Genomic DNA, 25,295 nt, shown 5'->3' with positions numbered 1-25,295 from the left:
AGCCATACTACATTTTATCTGTATTATGGCTTTTTACGGCGCTTGATTCGTTTTAATCCAAGTTTCAACATATTAGTACAATAATTCAATTGTATTACTGCAAAAAAGAATGAACATTCCTATACCAATTAGAACAATTGGAACGATAATATGACAATTTCTCTCAAGTACTTTAGCTAAAATAGGAGCTCTTAACAATGTGTAGCTAATAAAACACCATATTGCTATCATGCAAAAAAAGATAATTAATGTAACGAAATTTGCTTCCAAGGATTGACTAGTGAACATTGGTATATAAATTGAGATATTATCAGCTCCATTAGCTAATGTAATCGCAGCTACTTTAAATAATGAGCCAGAAGTGTTATCAATGACTTCATTACTTTTGTTAGAACGAAACGAGAATAGTCCTTTAATCCCCATATAAATTGGCACGAATCCTAATAATCCGATCCACGATATAGGAATGAAAAAAGAGCTTAACAAACCAATAATACTTAGAAAAATAATTACACTAAACCCCAAGTATTGTCCAATAACAATATAAAGTTCTTTTATCTTAGTTTTTCCCTGGAAAGTTCTATCTTCTTCCTTACATACTCCTGTCTTTACTTGTGAAAATAAAACAAGGAGTATAAAAATATCATCAATATTTGTTGAAGTAAATGCAATAAAAGAAGAAATTATGGTTGTAACCAAAATAAACCAACTACCTTTATAATAAAATAATGGTATATAAATGAAATGTATGCCTAATAACAAAGCGGGTTAACTATAGTTTTATAACAGCATTTTGATTCTTTTATAAAACAATATGGATATTCCACTTATCTGCTACTTGATTCGTTAATAAATAAAATACTTTATTGCTTCTCAAATCATTTCATTTTAAATTAAGTAAGTGTATCCTTCCTACACAATGACTAAAAAGGGAAAATCAAATGTTTTGTAATATAAAAAGAGCCCTTTATGAGGACTCTTTTTAAAATTAAGCTACTTTCCGATATAAACGTTGTGTTTCTTTTTTCTTTTCTGCTTTTGGTGGACGAATTAAAATAGATACAACGAAAGAGATAACAGAAAGAACACCGATTATGATAAAGGTCGGTTCAAATCCTCCAAAAAGCGCCCCGATGAATGATCCTGCAAGTGCACCAAATCCGAAACCTTGGTATACAATCCCATAATTTGTACTATGGTTTTTTAATCCAAAGAAATCTCCAACAATGGCTGGGAATATAGTGATATTACCGCCAAAACAAAACGCAACACTTGCTACACAAGCGAAATAAATGCCGTAATTTAGTGGAATGAAACTTAGTGTAAAGACTGACAATCCAATAATAATAAACGTTGCAGAAACGATTTTCATTCGACCTATTTTATCTGATAACGTTCCAAGAACGATTCTACCTACTGTATTAAAAATTGCAATCATTGCAACGGCGTTAGCAGCAGTTGCTGCACTAAGTCCAACGAGTTGTACCCCAATGTCCTTTACCATACCGATTAAATATAGACCACCCATACACGATGTAAATAACATAAAAAACAAAAGATATACTTGTTTCGTTCGCATCATTTCACGTGGAGTATAGTCATTGTGTAATGTTTCAGTTACAGCATTACTTACAATTGCCTCACGTAAGAAGAACGATCCAATTAATACTAAAAGCAAAACGATAATGCCCCAATATAAAAAGGCTTGTGATACACCAAGGCTGTCGATAAGATTTCCGTTTATATATCTAAAGATTAAGCTGCCCATTCCATATGCTGATACAGATATACCTGAAATAAGCCCTTTTCGATTCGGAAACCATTTAATTAAATTAGATAGTGATGTGATATAAGCGGTCCCATCTGCATAACCAACTACGACTCCGGCTAATAAATATAGTAATGGTAAGGAAGAAACTTGCGAACTAAGTATTAAACCGAGTCCCAGAACAATCCCTGCAGTAGCGATAAGTTTACGAAGTCCTAATTTTTGCTGTAACTTTCCTGCAAATAAAGTTGAAAATGATAAAGAGAAGCTTGTAATGGAGAAAGTTATCGCAACGGAATTAAGGTTCCATCCAAACTTACTGACAAGGGGTTGATTAAATAAACTCCATGTATAAATTGTTCCAAGGCCAATTTGAACAATGATTGTACCTAGAACAATTAGTAACGGATTTATAGAAGTTTGTTTCATACTAACTGTCCCCTTCTTTTATCTTGACATAGATTTTCACAGTTAGTATAACCATCATAAAATGCAAGATACTGTACGGAAAATGGTAATTAAGTTCCTATACACAAAAAGACACTTCATAAAGAAGTGTCTTTTGCAGGTTATATCAGATGTTTCTAAAGAAAGCTTTGTTAAGATAAGACATTTTCAAATGCTTATGTATATATGTTATCAAATAATTTCTTATATGTGATGCGACTTAAGACGTATTTTTCATTCATCATATAGTCGGATAAAAAATTAATATTCGATTTCATCAAAATCCTTCGGCTGCGGTACAGTTTGCATATTAGCTGCATCTTTTGGATCGCTATAAATTGCATTTTGCTCTGTATTTACATCTTTTATATTTTGCTTTTTATTTTTGTTCACTTTATCTTTCACTTTCAATCACTCCTTTTTGTTATAGGAGTAATTATGCCCTATTACCGTTACGAAATGTATCAGCGACTAAATTACTAAATTCACGTAAATAATATAAATAATTATCACCGCCGTAGTTATATCTTTTGTTATACATTTTTGCAACAACTACATTATATGCAGGTATTACTAATATAGTTGGTCCCGTAATTCCTAATATTTGATACGATCCTTTTGGTACGCGTTCACCTAGTTCACTTAATTGTGCAGGTTCATTTTGAACGAACCAAAATAATCCATTTTGTGGTAGCTCTTTATTTACATATGTTGGACTCTGCAAACTCGTAGCGATTTTTATAACTTCTTTTGGAACAATTTGTTTATCATCTATCATACCTTGATTTAAATGAAGATTGCCCCACTGCGCAAATTCTTTAGCTGAGACAAATAGATTTTTTTCAGTACCGTCATCTACTTTACCAAGTTCACTAATCGCGTCTTCATTTGGATTATTAACAACGTCAACTAACTTTTCATCTTGCTGTACTCTCCAACCTGTTTCTTGAAAATTAGCAGGTCTAAACACACGCTCTCTTAACAATTCAGGAAAACTTTTACTATATAGCTGATAAATAAGATGTGTCATCATTCTTACATTAATATCTCTATAAGCCCAAGATTGTCCAGGTTCAAATTCACGAAAAATTTTTCCGTCATTCGTTTCTCCTAAACCGTGCGAATGTGTTACTAAATGTCTTATCGTTGTTTTACCAAGCAATACAGGATCAAAGTCTTTAAAATATTTTATTGCTTCATCATCAATAGAGTTTATTTTCCTCTCGTAAAGCGCATACGCTATCATTAATCCTAAATAACTTTTTCTCGCAGAAGCAACGTTAAATTGTGAAGCTGCTGTTACTTTCTTGTTTGTAGATGTATTTGAGTGATAACCACTATAATGTTCTAGTGCGATTTTATTATCTTTTATAATACAAAGTGCTGTAGCAGAACTATGATTTTTTTCTTTTATATTCTCTACCCAAGCAATCAACTTATCATATGTATACAAATACATCCCCCTCAATGCGCATAAAAATTAAAGCTAGAAAGAAAAGTGCAAAATAGTTTTCACACCTTTCTTTCAAGTAAATTAGCTTTGATGTTCTATACTTAAATGATCCACCAGTTCCAGCAATTAAAGCAACCGAAACATCCAGCGCATCCTATGCATCCGCCGCAACGACCTGCACAACCACCACATCTGCCGCCACATCCGCCACAGCGTCCACCACAACCTCCGCATCCGCCGCAACGACGCGCATCGTCTTGAATGTAATAGTATGGATATTGACTTTGTTGTTGATCCCAATACACAACATTACCAGTTTGATAATCATTAAGGTTCAATGATTGTAATTCTTGTTGAAACTGATTCATTATGAAACCCTCCATTTATAAATGTAAATTCCGCTCAAATATGAAAAGTAATATATTTTTGCAACCAAAGTAGAAACAAGGCTATAGACTAAATACGTACATCAACAAAATATGAAATTACTCTAGGTGATGTACCTTGTTTTTTAGCCTATTTTCTTACTTTCCTTTTGGCAGACGGATTTACTATTGATAGAGGCGTTTAAAAATTGCTAATCCAACAGTTTAATAGTTCATCACTTAACTTTCTTTCTAGTAACTGTTTAACTGAAGGTGCGGGCATGATTTTATAAGTATGTAAAGCTTCTTGATTATAATCTATCCAGTGAAATGCTAAATGAGATTCTTTAGATTTTGGTATGAAATCAATGTGTAACTCTTGTGAATCTATCTCAAAAATATGATTGATTTCATGGTGAAGAACTTCTTTATCTTGCCATTTGTTTTCTATGACTCCTAAAAATTGTTTTATACTACAATTTACTCCGAGTTCTTCTCGTAGTTCTCTTATTAATGCATTCTCAGCTGATTCGCCAACTTCAACATGACCACCTGGTAAAAAATAATGATGGCCAATGTATTCAGCCACTAACAATTTTTTATCTTTAATCATAACAGCTCGTACAATATGATGAAATTTATTTTTCAATTGCTATTCCTCCCAGTCATTTATTTTATATTTGATTAAAATAGCCATTTAATATCGGGATAATATAAATCATAGGTGTTTCATACGGATGAATTTCGTTAATGACTTCAAGTGCATCCTTTACAAGGTCCCGTTGACACTTTATTTCAATTTTACATTCTTGCCCTTCGCATATTTGACCAATTTCCCCATTAAAAGGTGATGCACCATCTAATGGTCTCCAGTATCCTTTCACGGAATTATAGGAAAGACAATGATCATATTCACCTGTTTTACAAGCACCAATTCTATTTAGCTCATCCCGTAATATCTCAATGTATTCTTCCGGAATAAACACTTCGATTTTCACTTCCGAAAATTGCATATTTCATTTCACACCTTTACTTTGTAATACTTAAACACATAAACGATAGACTTGCTCACCATCATAATCATGTCCCAATGGTTGAAAACCGTAACGTTCATATAGTTTTTTTGCAGGGATATTATCTTTATGTACTGTTAATCTAATTTCTTTACACACCTTAAACGTATTTTTTATTAAGTATATACTTTCTTGTAACGCCACTTTTCCATAACCTTTACCTTGCTGCATTTGATCAATAATAAAACCGTTTATCCAATACATATCAGTTGTCTCTCTTACAACAGCATGCATAATAAAACCAACCATATGGTCGCCGTCATATATCGCAAATGGTGTGTACTCTACATTGTCACCATCTGGTTTTATATATACTTTAGCAAGTGAGACTGCTACAGCTGGAACAAATTTTCTTTGATTTTCTTTAACTTGTAACTTTAATGCATCCTCCCAATTCTCTCTCGTAACAACCCTTAACTGGATATTCAATATGGTAAGCTCCTTTATAAAAAGAATGTATTTATATATTCAACGCAGTAAAATAATTCCCTGTTTCTTGATTGTAAGAAATGTGTTGAATTATCACTTCTAAAAAAATCTATCTAGTTATATTGCTGTACTTTTCATCTCGAATATCTTTCTTTAATGATACATGAGCTATTAAAACTCCAAGTATAGTAATTAGCCCACCAACTACCGAAATAAAAGTAGGTATTTCACCTAACCATACCCAAGCTACAAAACACGCAATTACTGGCGTTAAATATAGAGAACTTGTTGCCTCGGACGCACCAGTATGAGATATAATATAGGCCAATGCAATATACGGGAGTACTGTTGGAAATAAGCCTAAATATATAACGCTCCAATTTACTTCAAGAGGAGCTGCTAGTATTTCTTGATACATTCCCGGTAAGAAAATAAGCATACATACTGTACTAGATAAAATTGTATATATGGTAAATGGCAAGAAACCGTACTTTTTTAAGTAAGAAGATTGGAAAACGAAAAATAAGCTTTCTGAAATCGCTGCTAATAATATAAATAATCCCCCGCTATTTAATTGAATAGCATCTCCTTGACTAAATGATATAAAAGCAATTCCTATAAAACTAATTACACCGCCAATCCAACCATTTAATTTCATTTGTTCTTTTAAAAAAACAGAAGCTAGAATTGCTGTTATTATAGGCGTGACTGAAACAATTAAACTTGCAGATCCAGCATTAACTGTTTTTTCGCCGTAGTTTAATGCAATGTGATAAAAAGTAAATCCTAAAGCACCAAATATAAAAATTGCTGGGATATCCTTCAAATCCGGTAGCCGTAACTTATATATAAAGGAAAACAAAAGAAGTATAAATGAAGCAATTAATAAACGTAGTAAAGTTAGATGCTCAGGTGTATAAGATTCAAGCCCCATACGAATTGTCGGAAAAGCAGATCCCCATATAAGAATCGTAAAAGCGTGAGCACATATAATGCGTAAATCCCATTTTTTATTATGCATGTTGTCTCTCCCCCTAATAAACCAACCACTTTCAAATTACCAATTATTTCTTTTCATCATATTTAATAGTTGATACAATGTCTTCAACCAGTTTTTTATCGTAAAAACCAACCACTTGGCATTTTTTAAGTGAACGAGGGAGTTTGTTTATGACAAATAGTAAAAAACTGCCTAAGTATCGGCAGATAGTAGATTATATGAAAGAAAAAATTAAAAACGGAGAATGGCCAATTGGAAGTAAGATCCCTAGTCAAAGGCAGTTAGCAAAATTATTTCAAGTAAATCGTAGCACTGTAATAACTGCACTAGATGAACTTATGGCTGATGGATTGATTCAAGGAAAAATTGGAGCAGGAACAATTGTAACGAATAATACATGGTCATTATTAGCGACGAATCCACCACCTGATTGGAGTGAATATGTAAAGGCCGGTATTCATAAACCAAGCAAGTTAATGGTACGAGAAATAAATGAAGCAGAAGCAAATAACAAACTTATCCATCTAAGTAAAGGTGAACTTGCTCCTCATCTTTTTCCGTTAGAAACGATGCAGTCCATTATGAAAAAAGTAAGTGAGGAATTAGATTATTTTGGATATGAGGAACAAAAAGGGTTTTATCCGTTACGTGAAGCAATAAGTAAATACGTAAAATCATTTGGAATACAGGCATCACCAAGTTCCATATTAATCGTCTCGGGTGCATTACAAGCATTGCAATTAATATCAATTGGTCTTTTACATAGAGAGTCAACCGTCTTACTTGAACAACCGTCTTACTTATATTCACTTCATGTATTTCAATCAGCAAATATAAATTTATCTGGTATATCTATGGATCCTCACGGTATATTACCTAACGAGTTATTAAAACGAATTAAATACAGTCAGAAGAAAAACATTTTATATTCAATCCCTTGTTTTCAAAATCCAACAAGCATATTAATGTCTAAAGAGCGGAGAAAAGAAATATTAAAAATATGTGAAAAGGAACAGTTACCTATTATTGAAGATGATATTTACCGCGAGTTATGGATTGATGCACCGCCCCCAGCTCCTTTAAAATCAATGGATAAACATGGACATGTATTATATATTGGTAGTCTCTCTAAGACACTTACCCCAGGACTTAGAATTGGATGGATTATCGGTCCAGGACCGGTTATTGATAGATTATCAGATATAAAAATGCAAACAGATTATGGATCAAGCTCTTTATCCCAAAGGGTTGCTGCTGAATGGATAAATAAAGGTTATTATGAGGAACATGTAGCGAATGTAAGAATTCAACTACAAGAAAGACGACAAATAATGATACAAGCTTTAAATAAGTATTGCGCAGATATTGCATCGTGGGATATCCCTAGTGGTGGATTTTTCATATGGCTAAAGGTAGTACCTAGCATTCCGATGAAGAAATTATTTTCAGAAGCACTATCAAAAGGAATTCTTTTAAACCCAGGACGTATCTATGAAGAAGAGTCAGATCGATACATTCGTTTATCATATGGATATGCTTCTCCAGAGCAAATGACTAACAGCATTAAATTGTTGAGTGAATTAATCCGTAAGTTAACGGCATAACAAAAACTCCTCTTTTATCTATAGAGGAGTTTTTGTGTATCATATTTACCACAATCTCATTTCCTGCCCTAATAAAATAAGTTCTTCATAAGGATCCCCGTTAATGTTTAATACTTGAGCAAAAGCGGGTTCTGTTTTTAAACCGTTCTCTTTTAAGCGAATAATTTCTTCTCTTATATGTGGATGCTGTATTAACAACATGTGCTCTACTATCATATGTCTATATGCATTTTGATTACGTACTGGCTTAGGCTGAGCAAATAATTCAAATTCAAAACCTTCAAATTTAAAATTCACTTTTATCGATTCGGTACTTTTTATTTTTTTCTTTTTTATTTTGAATCCTTCATAAGAGCCATATAAAGATCTCATTTCTTGTTCAAAAACATCAAAGTTATGTACTTCCATTACTATATCTAAGTCAGATTGAAGCGTATCAATTCTTATAGGTATAGTCCCGCAAAGAACGGGGCTATACAAAGCTAAATCCTCCATGATGTTTAGTTTATTCAAAACATCATATACCTTTTGTTGCTTGTCATTCCCTGATTGTAAATATGTAATAGATGTAAACATGGAAGTCTCTCCTTCATTTCACGTAATACGTGACTCACTAAATTCAAGAAAATTTGTTCGTTTAAATTTGTTCTAAGAGTACCTTTATTTCAATATATTAAGACGAATAAACAATATGTTTCAACTTTTCTCCTATACTGCAATACTATAAAAATAAAAAAGGAGGAATTATTATGAGTATTTTCAACGTTCTTTTAACCATCCATATATTATTTGGGACAATATGTTTAATCACTGGTATTGTAGCAATGGTTGCTCAAAAGAAGAAAGGAAAACATACGGAATGGGGTGAAATATATCATGCATCCTATGTGGTCATCACCCTTACTGCAATTATATTATCCATTATAAACTGGGATAAAATCGCATATTTATTTTATGTAGCAATTTTCTCTTATTCATTTGCGATTTATGGCTACCTTGCACGAAAAAAGCGTTGGAAAAATTGGCTTCACCACCACATTAGAGGTATGTTAGGCTCTTATATCGGTGCCGTTACCGCACTATTAGTAAACGTAGGTATTCATATCCCCATAATTAATTTATTGCCGCCTATATGGTTTTGGTTTTTACCTACATTAATCGGTATTCCTCTCGTAGCCAGTGTATCAAAAAAATATAAAAAGCGTAGTTAAAATTCATTACATTTTCGTTACTTTCTAATTATTATTATGAAAAATCATACTCAATGTAATATTTTATTTATAAATTGAAGGTCGTATTGCTTTAAGTTAGTCATTTAGAGCTAAATAAAAAGAATCCAATATAAGTCTTGGATTCTTTTTCGAATTTCATTTTAATGTTGGCTCTATGTACTCAATGATATTACCATCTGGATGACGAACTATCATTTTCATACCTGTCGGTACTTGTATTGGTTCAGTAATCATTACGCCGTTATAGTTTAAAATTAGTTTTCTTACTTCATTGAGATCATCAATTACGATCGTTGCAGCAACATGATTCTTAATTGTTTCATTTAATTCTTCCATTAAAAGTAAATTTGTAAATCTAATCACATGAGTTCCATTCATTTGGAATTCATGTGGTGTTTCTTGTTCCAATAGTATTTTGTAAAATTCTAGATGAGTTTGTAAGTCTGAAACATATAGGCGTGGAACAACAGCTAATATATTCATCCTACTTACACTCCTTTTTAGTTTAACTAGATTAATTTAATTATATATTACTTGAAAATCTCTATAAACTATTACGTTAAAAATAAGATCTTTTAATTAAGACTTTAATAATGAATGTAAACGATCCGGATAATTCGTAAACATCCCGTCAACTCCCCATAATAGTAACTTTTTCATGTCTGTTTCATTATCTACAGTAAATGGATGAACTTCTAATCCCTGTTTCTTTATTTTCTTTACATAAGCTGAATCAATATATTTGTAGTTCATACCAAGACCGATGCAGTATGTTTTATACTTTTTTATCTCTGATTCAGTTAATTGAACTGCCTTTTTGTAAGATAGTAATTGGACTAGCGGTATATTAACATGTAAACTATGTAGCTTTTGCAAACTTTCTTCACTAAATGATTGAATAATAACTTTATCCTGTATTTCATAGTGATTGATAATTTCTAATAACTTTTCTTCCATTCCTGGATATTCATCAGGTGATTTGGTTTCAATATAATAGTTCGCGTCATGCCCAAACACTTCAATTACTTCTTCGAGTGTTGGAACTTTAGCATTTTCATATTCTTTCTTTGCTAAATTTGGATGTTTTTCATTAAAAGAAGAACCTGCATTTAATTGCTTTAATTCTTCTAATGTATGTTCCTTAACTAGCCCTGTACCGTTTGTAGTACGATTTACTGTTTCATCATGCATAGCTACTAAATGTCCATCTTTTGTCATTTGAAGATCTATTTCTATATAATCGCCCTTCAATTGTTTTCCTAATTTATATGCTGCTTTTGTATGCTCAGGCGCATACGCAGAAGCACCTCTATGTGCAATGTTTTTTATATGATTCGATTGAATAATAACTTTTGTGTATTTAAGTTCATTTACTATATGAAAAACAAAAGTACCTATTACTATAAAGGCGCAAATGATTGTAACGATATATATCTTTTTCATAATGATGTATTAACTCCTACATGAAAGCAATTTGGCTTGGATCATTTATTCAAATAAATGCCGATTTTCAAATACAGTCATTTGTCCAACAGATTGAAAACCAGCCTTTTTATAAATATTAATCCCATCAGGTGAAGCTTGTAATACGCATTGAGCAACGTTTATTTCCTTTGCTTCTTGCAGCAAGTAATGAAACATAGTAGAACCAAATCCTTTTCCTCTCATTTCTTCTTTCGTTGCTATATCATAAATACCAATACTATCTTGTGTACACACTAATGAACCAACCGATACGACTTCATCTTTATAAAACCCTAAGTACAGTTTCATATTTTCACTATTCCATAAATGGGTAGAAGCAGTTTGATTGTAGAATGCTTGTACATATATACCTTCCTCTGATGTACCAAATAGACTAGCTAACGCTTCTCCAAACTTTTTAATTTGTCCTGACGAAGATGCTTTTTGTATCGTAAAACCTTCTGGCAAGTTTGTTGTTGGATGTATTGTATGTAAGTTTGCTACCATCGCGATATTTTGTTCTGTTTCTTTTAATCCAAGCTTTATTAATTCATTCTTTAAATTACCCTCCAGCTTCTCGTCCCAAAACCAAACACTCATTGGGTACTTCTTTTGATTATAGTATGCTACTTCCTTATATAATTTCTCGATATCTTCCGTTACATTATTGTTTAGTAAAGTAATGATATTAAATGTATCTGCAGGTAAACCACAGTCGACAGCAATGTAATTCTTCGTTTCTTTTACATGCATTCCCTGTGCCTGCCGCGCAATATATGAATTTTTATATGTAAAATTATCTATTAACAATTGTTTAAAATTCATTCATTCTTCTCCTTTCATAATATTTGTATTCGAATACTTCAGTATTAAATATAACATATAAGAAATGTACCTATTTCTATAAAAATATCTCTTTACATCACTCTTTACGCCCTAAAAGAATTAAAAATGATATAACGTTGTCGGAATGAAAAAAGTGGTATATAATAAATATTAACATTACTAGTAATTATTTTAGGTATTCCTAGAATAAAGGAGCGATACATATGAAAATTACTATTTATTTCGGAAGTCATGAAGATCAAGATGTTCGTACTATGGACTGTCATTTAGATGTAGAAGATACAGAAGAGATTGTTTCTGTATCATAATATAAATTGTTGGGATGAACCCTCTTCCCTGCAGCGTTTAAGGCACCTTTTATAGGTGTCTTTTTTGTTGTTTTTTCTTCAAAAACCCTTTACTTTAGAGCGCTTTAATAGTAAAATATAAATATACGAACAAACGTTCTTTTTTATTTTAAACGTACATGAAGGGATGATTTTAAAAATGGCTCCATTAAAGCGCAGAGGAAGAAAAAAGCAAACACCTATTATTTCAAATACAGGCTTTATCGGCTCTGTCTTTATTGATACATTGGAGTTACAAAAGAAGTCCTATTATTTTGCTCGTAAAAAACTTCAAATTGTTCATCATGTATTAGACGGTCTATCTGGAGCAACAAGTTCCCTATTTAAAGAACATAACATTTCAGCATTTATGTCATGTGTGTATTTACATAAACAAAAGAAAATTGGATTCGTTCTTTCGACGAAACCATTTGAACAAAGTGATGGCGTTGCTTACTTTATAAATTATTTAATCGAAAAGAATTTTTATGGTAACGAGGAAATAGAATATCAAGAAGTATTTAATACGGGTTTTATCGGTGTAGTGTTCGCTGATTTATGCAGTATAGATCGCTTTAATTTCGAGTTTGAAATGGGTATGTTAACGAAATTAATGAAAGATATGATTATTCCGGTTAAAGAACTCTTTTTACGCCACAATGTACCGGCCTACATCTCGACTTCTCATTTAGAAGAACAAAACAAATTAGGTTTCGTTCTATCTGTAAAACCATATGATGAACGTGCAGAAGCAGATTTATATTTTGAAGCGTATTTAAAAGAACGCGGGTTATTTATTGGTGATGAAGAAGATGATATTGATAAGATTGTTATTAGAAAAACAGCTGAATTACGATAGAAAAGTGCAGGATGGTGATCCTGCGCTTTTTAAGTTACGTTAAATACTATAATCTTTTGAATGAATTTCTAAATTCAACTTATTTGAGTAAGCCTTATTCAAAATAAGAAATACGATCCCTCCTCCAATTGGAAGCGTGTAGGCTGGAATATGATTTAATAATAGACCTGATAATGCCAGTGCTATTGGCTGCATCATCTTACCTATACTTAATCCAATACTAAGCACTCTGCCCCTATATTCATCTGGAATCTCTCTTTGCATAAAATAAATTAAAGGGATATCGATTAATGCTATCATTAGTCCTAAAAAGAACATAATAGCGCAATACATAGTAACGAATACAAAATTATTTACTTCAATACTTTTGAATAAAACAGGGATACCTGAAACTATCATAAAAATTGCCAACATAAAACTTATTTTTTTCAATAGATAGGAATAAGAAAAACGATTCGTTATCTTTTTTACTAATATTGCACCAACTATCATACCTACTGGAAAAGTCCCTTGAATCATACCAAATTGTTTAGAACTAAGATTGAGAACTGTATTAATAATGTATGGCAATGGAACAGTTACAGCAAAGCCTAAGAAGAAATTAAGTGCAATTAAAATAAGAAACGTAGTCTTTAAACTTTCCTTTGCAAGCAAGTAAGAAAATCCCTCTTTTATATCTTTAATAAAATGCATTTCTCTAATTGAACATTTCTCATTTATGTTTTGCTCGAACAATTTAAAGTGAATAAACAGTATGGATATACCTGATAGAATAAATGAAATACCGTTTATGATTATAAAAATTTTAATATCAAAGACTGCAAAAACAATCCCTCCTAACATAGGACCTAGAATTAAAGATATGGAATCAATAATTTTACTTATAGAGTTAATACTCATTAGTCTCTCTTTAGAGACCATATTTGGTTTTGCAGCTTCTAACCCTATCCCAAAAAATGTTGTAAATACTGTCATAAGAAAGGTAGTTGTATAAATGATGAATAAGTTTAATCCATAACGGCTGCTTAATATATAAACAGCTATTAATATGCTGCCACTTAGTAAATCCATACAAACAACCAGTTTCTTTTTATCAACCTTATCAGCAATTACACCGGCAAATGGATTCATAACAATCATTGGAATTGTTCCTAATATAAGCGTAATCGCAAAATTTAACGCGGATCCGGTTATTTGTAACACATACAAGCCTAATGCGAAACTATAAATAGAGCTACCGAATAGTGATACTGTTTTTGCAATTGAATATAGACAAATATTTCTTAGTTCTTGGTTTCTTTTTTTATTTTCTATATGTAATCGTAAACTTCCCATAACATTTCCCCCACTTTTCTTTGTATTACATTAAGTGTAATTTCTTGGGTTAACCCAATCTCAATATGTACGATTTGAAAAGTTTTAAGGAAAAATAAATAAAAGATGGAGTTAACCCCATCTTTTTCCGAAAAATGAATATGTATAAATTTCTTCTCCTTGAACAAAGAAATCCTCGTATTTTCCGCCCCGTTCCAAATAATTTGACGTTCGTTCATCAATGGATTGAAACTGTAGATTTTGGATTTCTTTCATTACTTTTGAAAGTGTAAAATTTGCTCGAAAGTTATTTGTAATTTGGCTATTTGAGCTGAAATTTTTAAATAAAATAAATAAGCTTAATAAATAACAATTAGATTTAAAAAGTGGATTTAATTCGTGAAGTAAAAAATTCTCATGCTCAAAACTATAATTGCTCGTACCAGAGTGATCAATTACAATATCAACAGACTGATTTTGAATAGGGATGTTCAAAAAATCCGCACAGATAAAGAGAATATTTCTTCTCGGATTTCTTCTCGCTAATACATCTTTTAAAAATAATAGTTTATTGAAATCTCGATCCACTGCGATATATAGGCAATCTTCGGGTAGTTCTTCATAAATGTTCCTCAAAAAGAACCCGAGTCCTGATCCTATATCCAGTATTAATTTGTTATTTAAATCTAAACGTAGTAGTTTCTTTTTCGCCCATTCCCCTTCTCTATGCATATTTTCCAAATATGCATTATCAGTTTCATGAATATAATCTGAAATAGTATCTTCAAGTAAGGTCCGCTCATTTGCTTTAAATAATTCACTAGCAGTTATAATTCCTGATGTAATCATGTATTCTTCACCACAATTACAAATTAATTTTCCTTCAATAATTTGATTGTTAGTAATAATTCCATCTTGAAGAATTAATTTTTTGCTACACTTAGAACATGTGAGTAAATGTAGTACACTTAAATCTATCCCTATAATTGAATTAGAAGTTTCATTTGTTAATAATAAATCCTGTAACACTTCCTTTAATTTATCCCGTTTATTCTCCAAAAGTTCTATTTCCTGTTGCATCTTGTCATATTTCAGTTTAAATAAAGATTGGTAAAAGGTATCTTTTTCGTAATTCATAGATTTTGCTAAATTTTTATAAAAAAATAGTTCTTTAATTTCATTCAAGCTAAATCCTAGATCTTTGTAATGTATTATAAGTTCTAAATCTGTTTGACAATACTCATCAAAAAAATAGTGGCCTCCCTTTTTTTCAGGAATAATAAGACTGAGATCCATGTAATGTCTAATTGTATCAATACTTATGTTATTTACTTCTCCAAACTTACCGATTTTCATAATATCCCTACCATTTAAATATTTTTTTATATAGATTTCTATTTTTACCTTTAAAAATCCTTTCCCCTTTTTTATCAACAGTATTTACGGAATAAACAAATGGTATTATTTATATTGTTGTGCCTAATAATATAACATGCAACTTTTTAGTTTTATGTATGTCGAATTATCAGTATTAGAATTATTAAACCTCAATAAATTTATTACTTTCTACTTAATGAAATGTACCTATAAACGGACATTATAGCATCGCTTTATTGAACTATTGGAGTAGGATTACTGTAGAAGGTTACATAGGGATAGCGTCAGGAAAATGCCGATTTACAACGATAAGGGAATTCCAAATCAAAATAGAGAAATTGAGCTTTTTAGTTATTTCATTTCTTTATTGAATTCATTAACTGGAAGAAGTATTCAGGTTTATGAGTCTTATTTAGGTTATACCATGAATGTAATGTATCTGGTGTAAATACATCTATTTTTTTCAGTACCTCCATTGCAAATTCCAGAGGAGCTATTCCTGATGCAGTAACTAAATTCGCATCAGATACCGCTAATCCCAACTCATAGAACTTTTCTCCTTTATAATTAGGACATACCATTTTAGTATATTCTAAGTTATTACTTGTATGCTTTCTAGTATCCAAGTATCCCATATTCGCGAGGGCATCAGGTGCACCACAAATTGCAGCAACAATAGTGCCAAGCTTTAAAGCTTGGCCAATTCTTTCTAAGATAGGGTGATGAATTTCTTCACCCCAAGTAGTCCCTCCTGGTAAAATTAAAAGATCTTTACTCTCAAGAGTACATTCATCAAGGGAAATATCTGGTTTTATGCTCAGCCCTCCCATAGTAGTAATCATTTCTTTATTAGCTCCTACTGTAATTACTTTTAAAGGTGCTAAATCTTTTTTGAAATATCTTCCTGAGTTTAGTTCAGCAATTAAATATCCATATTCCCAGTCCGACATTGTATTAAATACATATAAAAAAGCTTTTTTTGTTTGCATCTAATAACACTCCAATCACAATTTATATAGCTATTATAATATAACTTCCCTGACAGTTAACGTCAGGGAAGTTATCATACTTGATGAAATTTTATTAATTCAGACAGAACTTCAATAATTCTATTCTTAAGACTTATTGGCTCAATAACTTTAATAGATTTATTGTACGGTAAAAGTAAATAAGGTACATATTTATGTATCATATCTTTTTCAAGAAGAAAAACTGCTTGATTTGAAGTCCGTTCTTGTAAATAATGTCCTAAAAACCAATGTTGGCAAATATCAGCCAATACATTTTTATCCCCATTAATAACCAAAGAAATAATACTTTCCTTATCTTCTATAGTTGGAAGAAGACTTTTTATAAAAAAGTCACTTGCTGAAAAATTGTCTGGCCGGTTAAACTTATTTTCGGTTTGTATTAAACTTTCAATTCGATCTACTCTAAAACTACGGATATCATTCCTAAGATGACAAAATCCAATTACATACCATTTATTATTCCAATAGATAATTCTGTATGGATCGACCAATCTATAATTTAATTGCTTTTCGCCACTTTTATGGTAAAGAATTTTTACTGAATACCCGTTAGCTACGGCCTGCTCCAACTCCTTCAAAAAAGTTTCTATAGAGAGTGAACTTAATCGACTTATTACTTCAAGACTAGTTAAATGTTGGTTTATCTTTGTTTCTTGCTCTTGATTTGAGTATTTACTTAGTTTTGAAATGGCCCTATTTAATGCTTCACCTCCATAATATCCGGCTTCTTCTGCAAAAACAGCAGCGTGAAATAGTGAAGTTTGCTCCTCAAAATCAAAGAAAAGAGGAGCCTCTACAAAATTGTTCAATAAAGTGTATCCACCGTTATGTCCTGGTTCTGAAATTATAGGTACGCCACTAGTTGAAATTGTATCAATATAACGATACACAGTCCTTATATTTATTTCTAACTTTTCTGAAATTTGTTTCGCAGTAATTTTTTCACCTGAACGAAGCATCCATAGAATTGCTAACATATTGTCAATTTTAGGCATATAATTTCACCTCTATATGAAACTTATTTTCTATTATATATTTCCGATTTTTGGTATAACTCATCAACTGTTCCTTTCCGTTAGCTTTCTATATAATAAGGCCTAGACACATTTGTAATTTCATAAGTTTTTATTTACAGTCATATCTCCCTCTTTATAAAGCTTTACTGCATAATTCATTCCTGCATGATTTTTATGGTACTTCTTTGACCGACCTTTAAACTTTCCTTCTTTCTTAGCTAGTTCAATTCCTTCACGCTATCGCATACGGATAAGATCACGTTCTAATTGGTTTACACCCGCCATAACAGTAATTAAGAATTGGCTGTAGGGATTATCTTCTGATAAATCTAGCCATGTTTCTTTTAAGGATATTAAATTTGCCTTTTTACCCCGTATATTATCGATTAATTCAAATAAATCTTTTGTACTACGAGTAATCCGAGTTAAGTCCGTAACATAAATGATGTCACCTTCTTGTATAACCTCTAACATTTTTTGAAGTTTCTTACAATCTTTTGTTGCTCCGGAAACTTTTTCTTCAAAATAATATCCATTCCGATTTCGTTCAGTTGCTGAAATGGCCTTGAAGAATTCTGGTTAATTGAACTGACACGTATAATAGCATAAATGGTACTGCAAGCGTAACTAGTTTCTTTACTTTCATATTAACCTTTCCCCTTAAAACTAAAGAGTTTTATACCTATGCATACAAAAAGATACATCTTTTATATAATATTGGTTAAATTTGGATGAATATTATTTTATATTGAAAAAATAAATACGTCAAAATTATTTTAGGGAAATTATAAAAATCATATTATATATAGATTAGCAAGCTAATGAAAAAATGCCCTCCTAAAAACGAAAAACGTGTTTCTATCTGAGAATTTATAAAAAAGGATGACATTTTTATTTCTATTTGTAGGTGTAATAAATTACACCTATTTCCTTGAGAATTTTAAAGATTCTCATCCCCAATACCTTACGAGTTATTGCTACAGATCTTGGTTTTGTACACAAAATCGATAGAAACCAAGAAAAAGATTTTATATCTTTTTATGTTTAGAGGCGTTAAAAAATCACTACACCTCCTTCATATACGTGTAATATACAGGGATTTATAACTGGATATAGAACATAAAAAGGAGATGTTTATATTATAAATAAAATGATATACATAAGTGGAGGGTTAGAAAATGAAAATTGCAATAGTCTGTTTCGATAACTTTACTGATATAGATGTTTTTCTACCATGGGATTTATTAAATCGTGTACGTTTAGTCGGTGGTATTTCTGATTGGGATGTCCAGCTTTTAGGAACGGAAGAAACTCATATATCTATGTCTGGCTTGCGTATTCCCATGACGGGAAGCATATCTGATATCCCTTCTGCCGACGCTGTAATATTTGCAAGTGGTAAAGGTGTAAAGGATTTATATAAAAATCAACAATATATTAATAGCATTCATGTAGATCCCAAAAGACAATTAATAGGATCTATGTGTTCTGGTTCACTACTATTAGGGGCTAAAAAATTGCTAACTGGCAAAAAAGCTACTACATATCCATCCGCAGTAGAACAGCTAAAAGAATTTGATGTAGACGTTATTGAGCAAAGTTTCGTAAACGAAGGAAATATCTCAACTGCTGCGGGTTGTTTTGCTGCTCAAGAACTTTCAGCTTGGATTATAAGAACCCTACTTAATGAAGAAATGGTTGAAATCGTACTAGAAACTGTTCAGCCAGTAGGCAAAGGTTTATATTTTTAATTTTAAATCAAGTCTAATAATTAGTTAGTCCTGGAAACGATAAAATGAATTCTTTTTCTTAATGTAAACGTGGTATGCACCATTTATAAATAAAAAAACCCGCGTATCATTCACGGGTTTTCTTCTTAATAACTAATTGCTATTGTACCTTCACCTGCATGTACCGCAAATGAAATTGGTAATGGATATAATTTGAAATCCATTTCAGGGAATGCTTGTCTAATATCTGAAATCCATTCTTCAGCTCCATCTTTATCGTTAGCATGGAACATGTGAAGTACTTTTGGCAATTCTTTTTCAAGTTCATTTTTAATGTATTCTCGGCATTTTTGGATTTTACGAACTTTCTTTTCAAGTAACAGCTCTCCGCCTTTTACTTCTAATATTAAGTTGACACTTAATAAACTTCCAAGTAAAAATTGAACTCCCTTTACACGTCCACTTGCATAAAGGCCTTTTAAACTTTTCGGGAATACATGGAAAGGTCTTCTTTTTTCATCTACTAATGTTTTGTGTATATCTTGTAAAGTCATACCATCATTGTATAACGATTTCGCTTTTCTAATTAGTTCATCCATTGGATAACTTGTTGTTTCACTATCTAATACTGTTAATGGGAAACCTGCCATTTCTGCAGCTAACTTCATGTTTTGATAGGTTCCACTTACTTTTCCGCTAATAGCAACTGCAAATCCCTCTTCATATTCTTCTTTGCATTTCGAAAATAACTCTACCATTTCCCCTATGTTAGGCTGTGATGTAGTGACAGTTTTACCTTCGTTTAAAGCATTATAAACGCGCTCACGCACACCTTCTTCACAATCTTTGTACGACACACCATCAATAATAACTTCAATTGGAATAACAAAGTTATCTCCTTCTGTTGTAAAACTCGCAGTTGTACTATCAGTAATCCAAGCAACACGCTTCATGTTGTTCCTCCCTTAATTCAATTCCTCTTTTCTAATTTTTCTATATATTTATGTTATGAAAAGAGAATATCCCTGTAATAGTAACAGGACTTTATTGTTTTGGCTATAGTAGATAGATGATAAATGTGAATATTTCTTGTCTTTTTCACAAATTAAAAAGAAAATCAAGAAATTTGCTCGATTTTCTTTTTATCTTACATTATTTAAAAGTTTCATTATCTAAAATCACAACATAATCATTTGTTAATCGCCCGGCTTCTTTCGTATAACTAACAAGTCTTTGTATGTTATCACAGCTAAGTTTTGCACCCCATACAAGTAATGGTACACCAATAAAGTCAATATGAAACCTTCTAGAAAACAGACCGCCAAAAGTCATTGGTAAAGGTACTGTTGGTGATGTATTAGAAAAAATAATCTTTTCATGACTTTGATAATGTTTTTGCAAAATCTCTCCTAAATGCTTCATCGCAGGTACAACGACTTTAGATGCCCCGCACCCAATTGTATATACAGGATTACCATTTTCATCTATTCCATGAAAAATAATTTTCCCCATATCTTCGGTTTTCAATTTATTAAAGTAATCTACATTTAATATTTCTTCTTTCGTTAACTTACGGTCAGTTGGCAATTTATTTAAATGATAAGCTGCAGCGAGTGCAGTTGAATGCGTTCCACCGAAATCCGTGTAAATGAATATCATATTATCATCCCTTGTTATAAAAGTTCAATGTTATTTAGTATTACCGCTCACAGCATTGTTAAACAAGGGATGAATGTATTTATACTTTTTTATTAATGTATTATGCATTTCCGATTTTACTATTGTCTATTTATTATGTTACACCATGTAATAGCCATAAGCTTATTTATAAAAGTAAAAAGACGTACTTTTGACTCGTACGTCTTTTATCATCTTTATTCAAAATAAATGTATACTTTAAAACGTATGAATTGTTAGTTATCAATAGTTTCTATTCTTTTAGAATCCGTCTCATTAAATACTTGAATGTTAAATTTGGCAGCTAGCATTATAGTGATTTTATAAATAAAGTATCCAAGAATACAACCTATAACGTTACAGATTACATCATCAATATCAGTAATTCGTCCCACTCCACTAAATAAAGACTGAATTAATTGTAGCAATTCAATACTAGTTGATATAGAAAATCCTAATAAAATTGTATTTTTGAATTTCGTGTATTTATTCCATAAAATTGGTGCTAAAAACCCTAAAGGCATTAATAATAAAATATTCCCGCCTACATTTCTTACAATTAGACCAATCATAAATTGACTATCTCCATCATAAGCACTACCAATTTGATTGATGTCTTTAATAATTGATACGAATGGCATCATATTGACCGATCGATTCAAATTTTCAATATTAGAAGGAAAACCGATTGGTAAAGGGAATAGAGTGACTGCTATAATCATACAAATATAGACTACGAATAAAAAGCTTATTATTTCTTGCCACCAAATCACATATTTTTTATTTTTTATACTCATTAATATCCCACGCACAATTAAATAACAAATAATCACTAAAATAATAAAAAAACTACCATTGATCATATACAAGATGTTAGCACTTCCCTTCATAATGAATTAATAATTAAAATTTACAACTCTATAGTAATGTTTTTGAATCCTAAAATCTTTATGATTATATATACATAAAATTACAAAACCCCTTATTTAGTAAATAAAGGGTTTCTCGTCAACTAAAATGTTTTTCAAAACAAAAACAATCATGAACTCGTTTAAATTGTTTTCTTATGTCTTCTTTATTTTCACCTGTATAATGGGCAAACGTTTGAACCGGATATAACTGATCAATATTACTTTTCATTACACTTTTTATCTCGTCTGTATGATCGCTATATACGTGTAAATACGAATCTACGTTTACAAATCCGTTCTTTTCATACCATCCATGTACCCATAGGTTGTCCCTAGTCCATGCTTCCAGGCGATTTAGGTTAAGTTCTTCCGCTAACTTTTCTGCCTCATTTAATAGTTGATTACCAATTTTCATTCTACGGAAATCCGGATGAACTGCAATATGCCAAATCATGCCGCCAAGACCTGTCCCTCTTGAACATATCGTACGTTCTTCTAATTCATATTCAATATCTATTAAACCCACAATTTGATTTTCGTATACAGCTACTAATTCAATTGCAGGATTTTCATATTTTTCTTTCTCTCTAAATACGTTATCGTAATATGCTGTATCTAAAAAAGATAACACACGGCAACGTACCCAACCGGTTTCATCAGATTTTTTATATGCTCTAATCTTAATATCCATGTAATCTAAAAGCTCCCTCTATATTTTTATTAATTTTTTAACTCCTACTTCGTTGCTTTAGACATATAATCAATTGAACAATCTAAATCTAGATATAATAATTTCCTGGACTATATCCTTTGCATTAATCATATTTGTCACCGTCATATGCAGAAGAGATTCTTCCACCTAATTATTATTCAATATATAGATGGAATAATCCTCCAGTGATGTATACTAATTGAAAAATGGAAGAAAAAATTATTTGGAATCTACTGATTCAGCATGATATACCTTGGATTTTGAAGGTAATAAAGTAAACACACACAATATAATAGTTATAAGTAACATTACCAATGAGCCTACAATAACTACAACTTTTATAGAAATAAATTGAGTAGCAACTCCAAATAGAATCGTAATCAAAATGGTTATGCCGGCAATTACTAGCCCATATATACTCCCAATCCGTCCCATTATATGGACAGGGACATTTTTTTGATAAAAGGTGGTAAACCCTGTATTTGCATACGCCATAGAGAAAGATAAAATAAAGAATCCAATTGCAGCCATTAAAAACTCATTTGAAAAAGCATAAATTATATAACCGATTGCGATGAAAAATGATCCTATTCCAATTAAAAATGAAGATGTTAGTTTTTTTGATAAAATTGTATTTGTTATTGCTCCTAAAATAAACCCGACTCCAGCGATACTAACTAAAAAGCCATATTCACTATCTGTTAACAATAAAACTTCTTTCGCAAATGACAATTCAAGTGAATCATTTGCGGCAGCTAACACCATCATCCCTTGGAATAAGAAGTACACAAAAACGATATCCAAAGATTTTTTACTAAAATTTAAAACGATGTTCCAATCTTTTTTTAGTACAGCTAAAGACAACGTGTCCTTTGATGTATGAATAGCAGGTTTTTTATCAAGATTAGGTAGCAGCAATGTAATTACTCCTGATAAGAGAAACGCTATAGCATTTATATATATTGCAAACTCTGGTGTACTTGCTATTAACAATACTCCCGCTATCGCTGGACCAATTAAAAATGCACCAGATCCTATTAAACTACGCAATGAGTTGAAACGTTGTCTTTTCTCAACTGGAATTAATTTAGTCATATATGTCATAGCAGTTGGTTCATAAATCGCACTGGCCATACTAATAAAGAATACGAACACATAAACTATCCAAAGTGATGGAAGTAAAGGTAAAATAGCGATACATACCGCGCGATATATATCGAGGTGAATCATTAATTTCCGTTTATTTAAACGATCAATCATACTTCCTGACCAAGCGTTTGTAAATAGAGCAGCTAATGGTTTAATTACATATAAAGTAGCAACAGCTAAGGCTGAGCCACCCATATGATAGACAAGTACATTCAGTGCTATTAAGTAAATCCATGCCCCTAAATTTGCAATACCAACTCCGGACAGTAGTAATAAAGGATATTTCCAATCTTTAAGTAAGTTTTTCATTTTAGGCCCCCGCTTTCCAAATTGTTTTAAACCAATAAAAAAATCCCACCCCCAAGACTTTTAGTCTTAGGGACGAGATTTATCATCGCGGTGCCACCCTAGTTTGTTAATATGTCACCATATTAACCTTATCAGGTACTGCATTCTTCATGCTTATACCATAGCTCTATAACGGGAGCTCCCGTCACACCATCCCCTAATATAGGTTCCGATGCGCTGCTCAGAGGCTTGGTTCAATAAAGAATTTTTACTCCTTTTCAGCTAAATGGAGCTCTCTGTGAAAAATTCATTTTATTTACTCTTCTCTTCACTGCATTTGATTTTTCCATATTATCACAATTATTTTTAACTGTAAATATAAAATAATCAGATATTTATAGTTGCGTCATTTTTGCTTTTCGGCCAATTCGGCATACGAAACGCATTAGCTTTTTATGAAAATAAGGAAATACAATGAAGAATACGTCCATTGTTTTTTTTAACGGTATTGGACATATCACTACTTTATTTTTATGAATAGCTTTCAGTGCAATTTCAGCAAACTTGTCTGCTGAAATCGGCTTATTTAGTTTTTGTTGTTTTAAAATTTTGTCCTTATTCATATGAATTGCGATTGATTTTTCAAATATGGGTGTATCTACAAAAGTTGGACAAAGTACACTTACATTTACACCGTATTCTTCTGCCTCATAATGTAATGACGTTGTTAAACCTACGATAGCATGTTTGGTAGTTGCGTACGCGGTACAAAGTGGAGCAGGTCCTAAACCGGTTGCAGATGCAGTGTTAATAATATGACCAAATCCTTGTTTTTTCATGAATTGATAAACTAATTGTGTTCCGTAAATTACTCCTAATAAATTAATTTCAATAATATGTTTCCAATGATCCAAAGACATATCGAATACTTCTCCATACATAGCAATTCCAGCATTATTAAACATATAATCAATTCTACCAAACTCATTAACTATTTTTATAATAAGATCCTCTACGAATTCAGCATTAGTAACATCTAAATATTCGAACCTAGCTAGTTGATTATTATTTTTTATATTATTCACAAGTTCTTGACCACATGTTTCATTAATATCTGCGATGATTACAAATATATCTTTATTTGCTAATTGAAGAGCTAAAGCTTTACCGATACCAGAAGCTCCACCAGTTATAATTGCGACTCTTTGTTCATCCATATAAAAA

Annotated in this window: 27 protein-coding genes, 1 pseudogene and 1 other annotated feature; of the genes and pseudogenes, 4 read left to right on the top strand and 24 right to left on the bottom strand. The window is 31.5% G+C overall.

Annotated features, from left to right (window positions below):
* Positions 1 to 72 precede the first annotated feature (72 nt).
* From AC2CGR_RS08455 to AC2CGR_RS08415, 9 genes are all read right to left on the bottom strand, one after another.
* Positions 73 to 699: a cadmium resistance transporter gene (locus AC2CGR_RS08455; RefSeq protein WP_087964015.1), complete on the bottom strand. Its 627-nt coding sequence runs from the start codon at positions 697 to 699 to the stop codon at positions 73 to 75.
* Between the two features lie 289 nt (positions 700 to 988).
* On the bottom strand, positions 989 to 2,197 hold the full coding sequence (locus AC2CGR_RS08450) for an L-lactate MFS transporter (RefSeq protein WP_131102316.1): 1,209 nt from the start codon (positions 2,195 to 2,197) through the stop codon (positions 989 to 991).
* Positions 2,198 to 2,476: 279 nt separating this feature from the next.
* Positions 2,477 to 2,620 carry a hypothetical protein gene (locus AC2CGR_RS08445; RefSeq protein ID WP_000653680.1) on the bottom strand — a complete coding sequence of 48 codons (144 nt, stop codon included), beginning with the start codon at positions 2,618 to 2,620 and terminating at the stop codon, positions 2,477 to 2,479.
* A 31-nt stretch (positions 2,621 to 2,651) separates the two neighbouring features.
* Positions 2,652 to 3,668, bottom strand: a complete 1,017-nt coding sequence (locus AC2CGR_RS08440) for a serine hydrolase domain-containing protein (RefSeq protein ID WP_087964017.1) — start codon at positions 3,666 to 3,668, stop codon at positions 2,652 to 2,654.
* A 101-nt stretch (positions 3,669 to 3,769) separates the two neighbouring features.
* Positions 3,770 to 4,036 carry a heterocycloanthracin/sonorensin family bacteriocin gene (locus AC2CGR_RS08435; RefSeq protein ID WP_001071388.1) on the bottom strand — a complete coding sequence of 89 codons (267 nt, stop codon included), beginning with the start codon at positions 4,034 to 4,036 and terminating at the stop codon, positions 3,770 to 3,772.
* Between the two features lie 199 nt (positions 4,037 to 4,235).
* A complete protein-coding gene (locus AC2CGR_RS08430; RefSeq protein WP_087964018.1) occupies positions 4,236 to 4,682 on the bottom strand; it encodes an NUDIX domain-containing protein in 447 nt (148 codons plus the stop codon).
* 25 nt (positions 4,683 to 4,707) lie between these two features.
* Positions 4,708 to 5,046, bottom strand: coding sequence for a divalent cation tolerance protein CutA (cutA, locus tag AC2CGR_RS08425; RefSeq protein ID WP_087964019.1), 339 nt, complete (start codon positions 5,044 to 5,046; stop codon positions 4,708 to 4,710).
* A 30-nt stretch (positions 5,047 to 5,076) separates the two neighbouring features.
* The gene (locus AC2CGR_RS08420; protein ID WP_087964020.1) at positions 5,077 to 5,535 is read right to left on the bottom strand and encodes a GNAT family N-acetyltransferase; all 459 of its coding nucleotides are present in this window, start codon (positions 5,533 to 5,535) and stop codon (positions 5,077 to 5,079) included.
* 109 nt (positions 5,536 to 5,644) lie between these two features.
* A complete protein-coding gene (locus tag AC2CGR_RS08415; protein WP_087964021.1) occupies positions 5,645 to 6,556 on the bottom strand; it encodes a DMT family transporter in 912 nt (303 codons plus the stop codon).
* Between the two features lie 149 nt (positions 6,557 to 6,705).
* On the opposite strand from AC2CGR_RS08415, the gene norG reads away from it, so the two are divergent.
* Positions 6,706 to 8,139: an efflux pump transcription regulator NorG gene (norG, locus tag AC2CGR_RS08410; RefSeq protein WP_087964022.1), complete on the top strand. Its 1,434-nt coding sequence runs from the start codon at positions 6,706 to 6,708 to the stop codon at positions 8,137 to 8,139.
* 45 nt (positions 8,140 to 8,184) lie between these two features.
* On the opposite strand, the gene AC2CGR_RS08405 is transcribed toward norG, so the two are convergent.
* Positions 8,185 to 8,715, bottom strand: coding sequence for a DUF4269 domain-containing protein (locus tag AC2CGR_RS08405; RefSeq protein WP_087964023.1), 531 nt, complete (start codon positions 8,713 to 8,715; stop codon positions 8,185 to 8,187).
* Positions 8,716 to 8,888: 173 nt separating this feature from the next.
* Between AC2CGR_RS08405 and AC2CGR_RS08400 the strand changes: the two genes are divergently transcribed.
* Positions 8,889 to 9,350, top strand: coding sequence for a DUF2306 domain-containing protein (locus AC2CGR_RS08400; protein ID WP_087953562.1), 462 nt, complete (start codon positions 8,889 to 8,891; stop codon positions 9,348 to 9,350).
* A 156-nt stretch (positions 9,351 to 9,506) separates the two neighbouring features.
* Here AC2CGR_RS08400 and AC2CGR_RS08395 read toward each other — a convergent pair whose 3' ends face one another.
* The 3 genes from AC2CGR_RS08395 to AC2CGR_RS08385 all read right to left on the bottom strand — a co-directional run bounded on the left by AC2CGR_RS08395 (position 9,507) and on the right by AC2CGR_RS08385 (position 11,660).
* Positions 9,507 to 9,854 (bottom strand): VOC family protein, encoded by a 348-nt coding sequence (locus AC2CGR_RS08395; RefSeq protein ID WP_087964024.1) that lies wholly within the window; start codon positions 9,852 to 9,854, stop codon positions 9,507 to 9,509.
* Between the two features lie 96 nt (positions 9,855 to 9,950).
* On the bottom strand, positions 9,951 to 10,814 hold the full coding sequence (locus AC2CGR_RS08390; RefSeq protein ID WP_484480738.1) for a glycerophosphodiester phosphodiesterase: 864 nt from the start codon (positions 10,812 to 10,814) through the stop codon (positions 9,951 to 9,953).
* Positions 10,815 to 10,859: 45 nt separating this feature from the next.
* Positions 10,860 to 11,660: a GNAT family N-acetyltransferase gene (locus AC2CGR_RS08385; protein ID WP_484480737.1), complete on the bottom strand. Its 801-nt coding sequence runs from the start codon at positions 11,658 to 11,660 to the stop codon at positions 10,860 to 10,862.
* A gap of 507 nt (positions 11,661 to 12,167) precedes the next feature.
* Between AC2CGR_RS08385 and AC2CGR_RS08380 the strand changes: the two genes are divergently transcribed.
* Positions 12,168 to 12,866, top strand: coding sequence for a hypothetical protein (locus AC2CGR_RS08380; protein ID WP_071716368.1), 699 nt, complete (start codon positions 12,168 to 12,170; stop codon positions 12,864 to 12,866).
* A 39-nt stretch (positions 12,867 to 12,905) separates the two neighbouring features.
* Here AC2CGR_RS08380 and AC2CGR_RS08375 read toward each other — a convergent pair whose 3' ends face one another.
* From AC2CGR_RS08375 to AC2CGR_RS08355, 5 genes and pseudogenes are all read right to left on the bottom strand, one after another.
* Positions 12,906 to 14,201 (bottom strand): MFS transporter, encoded by a 1,296-nt coding sequence (locus AC2CGR_RS08375; RefSeq protein ID WP_484480736.1) that lies wholly within the window; start codon positions 14,199 to 14,201, stop codon positions 12,906 to 12,908.
* Positions 14,202 to 14,312: 111 nt separating this feature from the next.
* Positions 14,313 to 15,536, bottom strand: a complete 1,224-nt coding sequence (locus tag AC2CGR_RS08370; RefSeq protein ID WP_087964030.1) for a methyltransferase domain-containing protein — start codon at positions 15,534 to 15,536, stop codon at positions 14,313 to 14,315.
* A gap of 377 nt (positions 15,537 to 15,913) precedes the next feature.
* Positions 15,914 to 16,546 (bottom strand): type 1 glutamine amidotransferase family protein, encoded by a 633-nt coding sequence (locus tag AC2CGR_RS08365; protein ID WP_087964031.1) that lies wholly within the window; start codon positions 16,544 to 16,546, stop codon positions 15,914 to 15,916.
* 74 nt (positions 16,547 to 16,620) lie between these two features.
* Entirely contained in the window at positions 16,621 to 17,583 is a 963-nt protein-coding gene (locus AC2CGR_RS08360; protein WP_071725555.1) for a helix-turn-helix transcriptional regulator, read from the bottom strand.
* A gap of 63 nt (positions 17,584 to 17,646) precedes the next feature.
* Positions 17,647 to 18,215, bottom strand: a pseudogene (locus AC2CGR_RS08355) (recombinase family protein).
* A gap of 567 nt (positions 18,216 to 18,782) precedes the next feature.
* Here AC2CGR_RS08355 and AC2CGR_RS08350 point away from each other — a divergent pair.
* Positions 18,783 to 19,355 carry a DJ-1/PfpI family protein gene (locus AC2CGR_RS08350; RefSeq protein ID WP_087964032.1) on the top strand — a complete coding sequence of 191 codons (573 nt, stop codon included), beginning with the start codon at positions 18,783 to 18,785 and terminating at the stop codon, positions 19,353 to 19,355.
* Positions 19,356 to 19,480: 125 nt separating this feature from the next.
* On the opposite strand, the gene AC2CGR_RS08345 is transcribed toward AC2CGR_RS08350, so the two are convergent.
* From AC2CGR_RS08345 to AC2CGR_RS08320, 6 genes are all read right to left on the bottom strand, one after another.
* Entirely contained in the window at positions 19,481 to 20,287 is an 807-nt protein-coding gene (locus AC2CGR_RS08345; protein ID WP_000831948.1) for a DegV family protein, read from the bottom strand.
* A 199-nt stretch (positions 20,288 to 20,486) separates the two neighbouring features.
* Positions 20,487 to 20,993, bottom strand: a complete 507-nt coding sequence (locus AC2CGR_RS08340) for a DUF3189 family protein (protein WP_014893677.1) — start codon at positions 20,991 to 20,993, stop codon at positions 20,487 to 20,489.
* 254 nt (positions 20,994 to 21,247) lie between these two features.
* Positions 21,248 to 21,880 carry a VanZ family protein gene (locus tag AC2CGR_RS08335; protein ID WP_484480735.1) on the bottom strand — a complete coding sequence of 211 codons (633 nt, stop codon included), beginning with the start codon at positions 21,878 to 21,880 and terminating at the stop codon, positions 21,248 to 21,250.
* A gap of 139 nt (positions 21,881 to 22,019) precedes the next feature.
* Entirely contained in the window at positions 22,020 to 22,613 is a 594-nt protein-coding gene (locus AC2CGR_RS08330; RefSeq protein ID WP_484480734.1) for a GNAT family N-acetyltransferase, read from the bottom strand.
* A 240-nt stretch (positions 22,614 to 22,853) separates the two neighbouring features.
* Entirely contained in the window at positions 22,854 to 24,092 is a 1,239-nt protein-coding gene (locus AC2CGR_RS08325; RefSeq protein WP_484480733.1) for an MFS transporter, read from the bottom strand.
* Between the two features lie 65 nt (positions 24,093 to 24,157).
* Positions 24,158 to 24,412 (bottom strand) — a binding site (T-box leader).
* A 54-nt stretch (positions 24,413 to 24,466) separates the two neighbouring features.
* Complete coding sequence (locus AC2CGR_RS08320; RefSeq protein WP_484480732.1) at positions 24,467 to 25,288, bottom strand: SDR family NAD(P)-dependent oxidoreductase; 822 nt, start codon at positions 25,286 to 25,288, stop codon at positions 24,467 to 24,469.
* Between the last annotated feature and the right edge of the window lie 7 nt (positions 25,289 to 25,295).

The organism is Bacillus sp. LSHTCR4 (assembly GCF_057197025.1).
The sequence above is the reverse complement of the archived record's forward strand: the minus strand, read 5'-3'. Positions and strand labels throughout refer to the sequence as shown.

Coding starts and splice junctions, on each gene's coding strand:
- AC2CGR_RS08450 (WP_131102316.1), bottom strand. CDS start 2,197: ATGAAACAAACTTCTATAAATCCGTTACTAATTGTTCTAGGTACAATC.
- AC2CGR_RS08435 (WP_001071388.1), bottom strand. CDS start 4,036: ATGAATCAGTTTCAACAAGAATTACAATCATTGAACCTTAATGATTAT.
- cutA (WP_087964019.1), bottom strand. CDS start 5,046: ATGCAATTTTCGGAAGTGAAAATCGAAGTGTTTATTCCGGAAGAATAC.
- AC2CGR_RS08415 (WP_087964021.1), bottom strand. CDS start 6,556: ATGCATAATAAAAAATGGGATTTACGCATTATATGTGCTCACGCTTTT.
- norG (WP_087964022.1), top strand. CDS start 6,706: ATGACAAATAGTAAAAAACTGCCTAAGTATCGGCAGATAGTAGATTAT.
- AC2CGR_RS08405 (WP_087964023.1), bottom strand. CDS start 8,715: ATGTTTACATCTATTACATATTTACAATCAGGGAATGACAAGCAACAA.
- AC2CGR_RS08400 (WP_087953562.1), top strand. CDS start 8,889: ATGAGTATTTTCAACGTTCTTTTAACCATCCATATATTATTTGGGACA.
- AC2CGR_RS08395 (WP_087964024.1), bottom strand. CDS start 9,854: ATGAATATATTAGCTGTTGTTCCACGCCTATATGTTTCAGACTTACAA.
- AC2CGR_RS08390 (WP_484480738.1), bottom strand. CDS start 10,814: ATGAAAAAGATATATATCGTTACAATCATTTGCGCCTTTATAGTAATA.
- AC2CGR_RS08385 (WP_484480737.1), bottom strand. CDS start 11,660: ATGAATTTTAAACAATTGTTAATAGATAATTTTACATATAAAAATTCA.
- AC2CGR_RS08380 (WP_071716368.1), top strand. CDS start 12,168: ATGGCTCCATTAAAGCGCAGAGGAAGAAAAAAGCAAACACCTATTATT.
- AC2CGR_RS08375 (WP_484480736.1), bottom strand. CDS start 14,201: ATGGGAAGTTTACGATTACATATAGAAAATAAAAAAAGAAACCAAGAA.
- AC2CGR_RS08370 (WP_087964030.1), bottom strand. CDS start 15,536: ATGAAAATCGGTAAGTTTGGAGAAGTAAATAACATAAGTATTGATACA.
- AC2CGR_RS08365 (WP_087964031.1), bottom strand. CDS start 16,546: ATGCAAACAAAAAAAGCTTTTTTATATGTATTTAATACAATGTCGGAC.
- AC2CGR_RS08360 (WP_071725555.1), bottom strand. CDS start 17,583: ATGCCTAAAATTGACAATATGTTAGCAATTCTATGGATGCTTCGTTCA.
- AC2CGR_RS08350 (WP_087964032.1), top strand. CDS start 18,783: ATGAAAATTGCAATAGTCTGTTTCGATAACTTTACTGATATAGATGTT.
- AC2CGR_RS08345 (WP_000831948.1), bottom strand. CDS start 20,287: ATGAAGCGTGTTGCTTGGATTACTGATAGTACAACTGCGAGTTTTACA.
- AC2CGR_RS08340 (WP_014893677.1), bottom strand. CDS start 20,993: ATGATATTCATTTACACGGATTTCGGTGGAACGCATTCAACTGCACTC.
- AC2CGR_RS08330 (WP_484480734.1), bottom strand. CDS start 22,613: ATGGATATTAAGATTAGAGCATATAAAAAATCTGATGAAACCGGTTGG.
- AC2CGR_RS08325 (WP_484480733.1), bottom strand. CDS start 24,092: ATGAAAAACTTACTTAAAGATTGGAAATATCCTTTATTACTACTGTCC.
- AC2CGR_RS08320 (WP_484480732.1), bottom strand. CDS start 25,288: ATGGATGAACAAAGAGTCGCAATTATAACTGGTGGAGCTTCTGGTATC.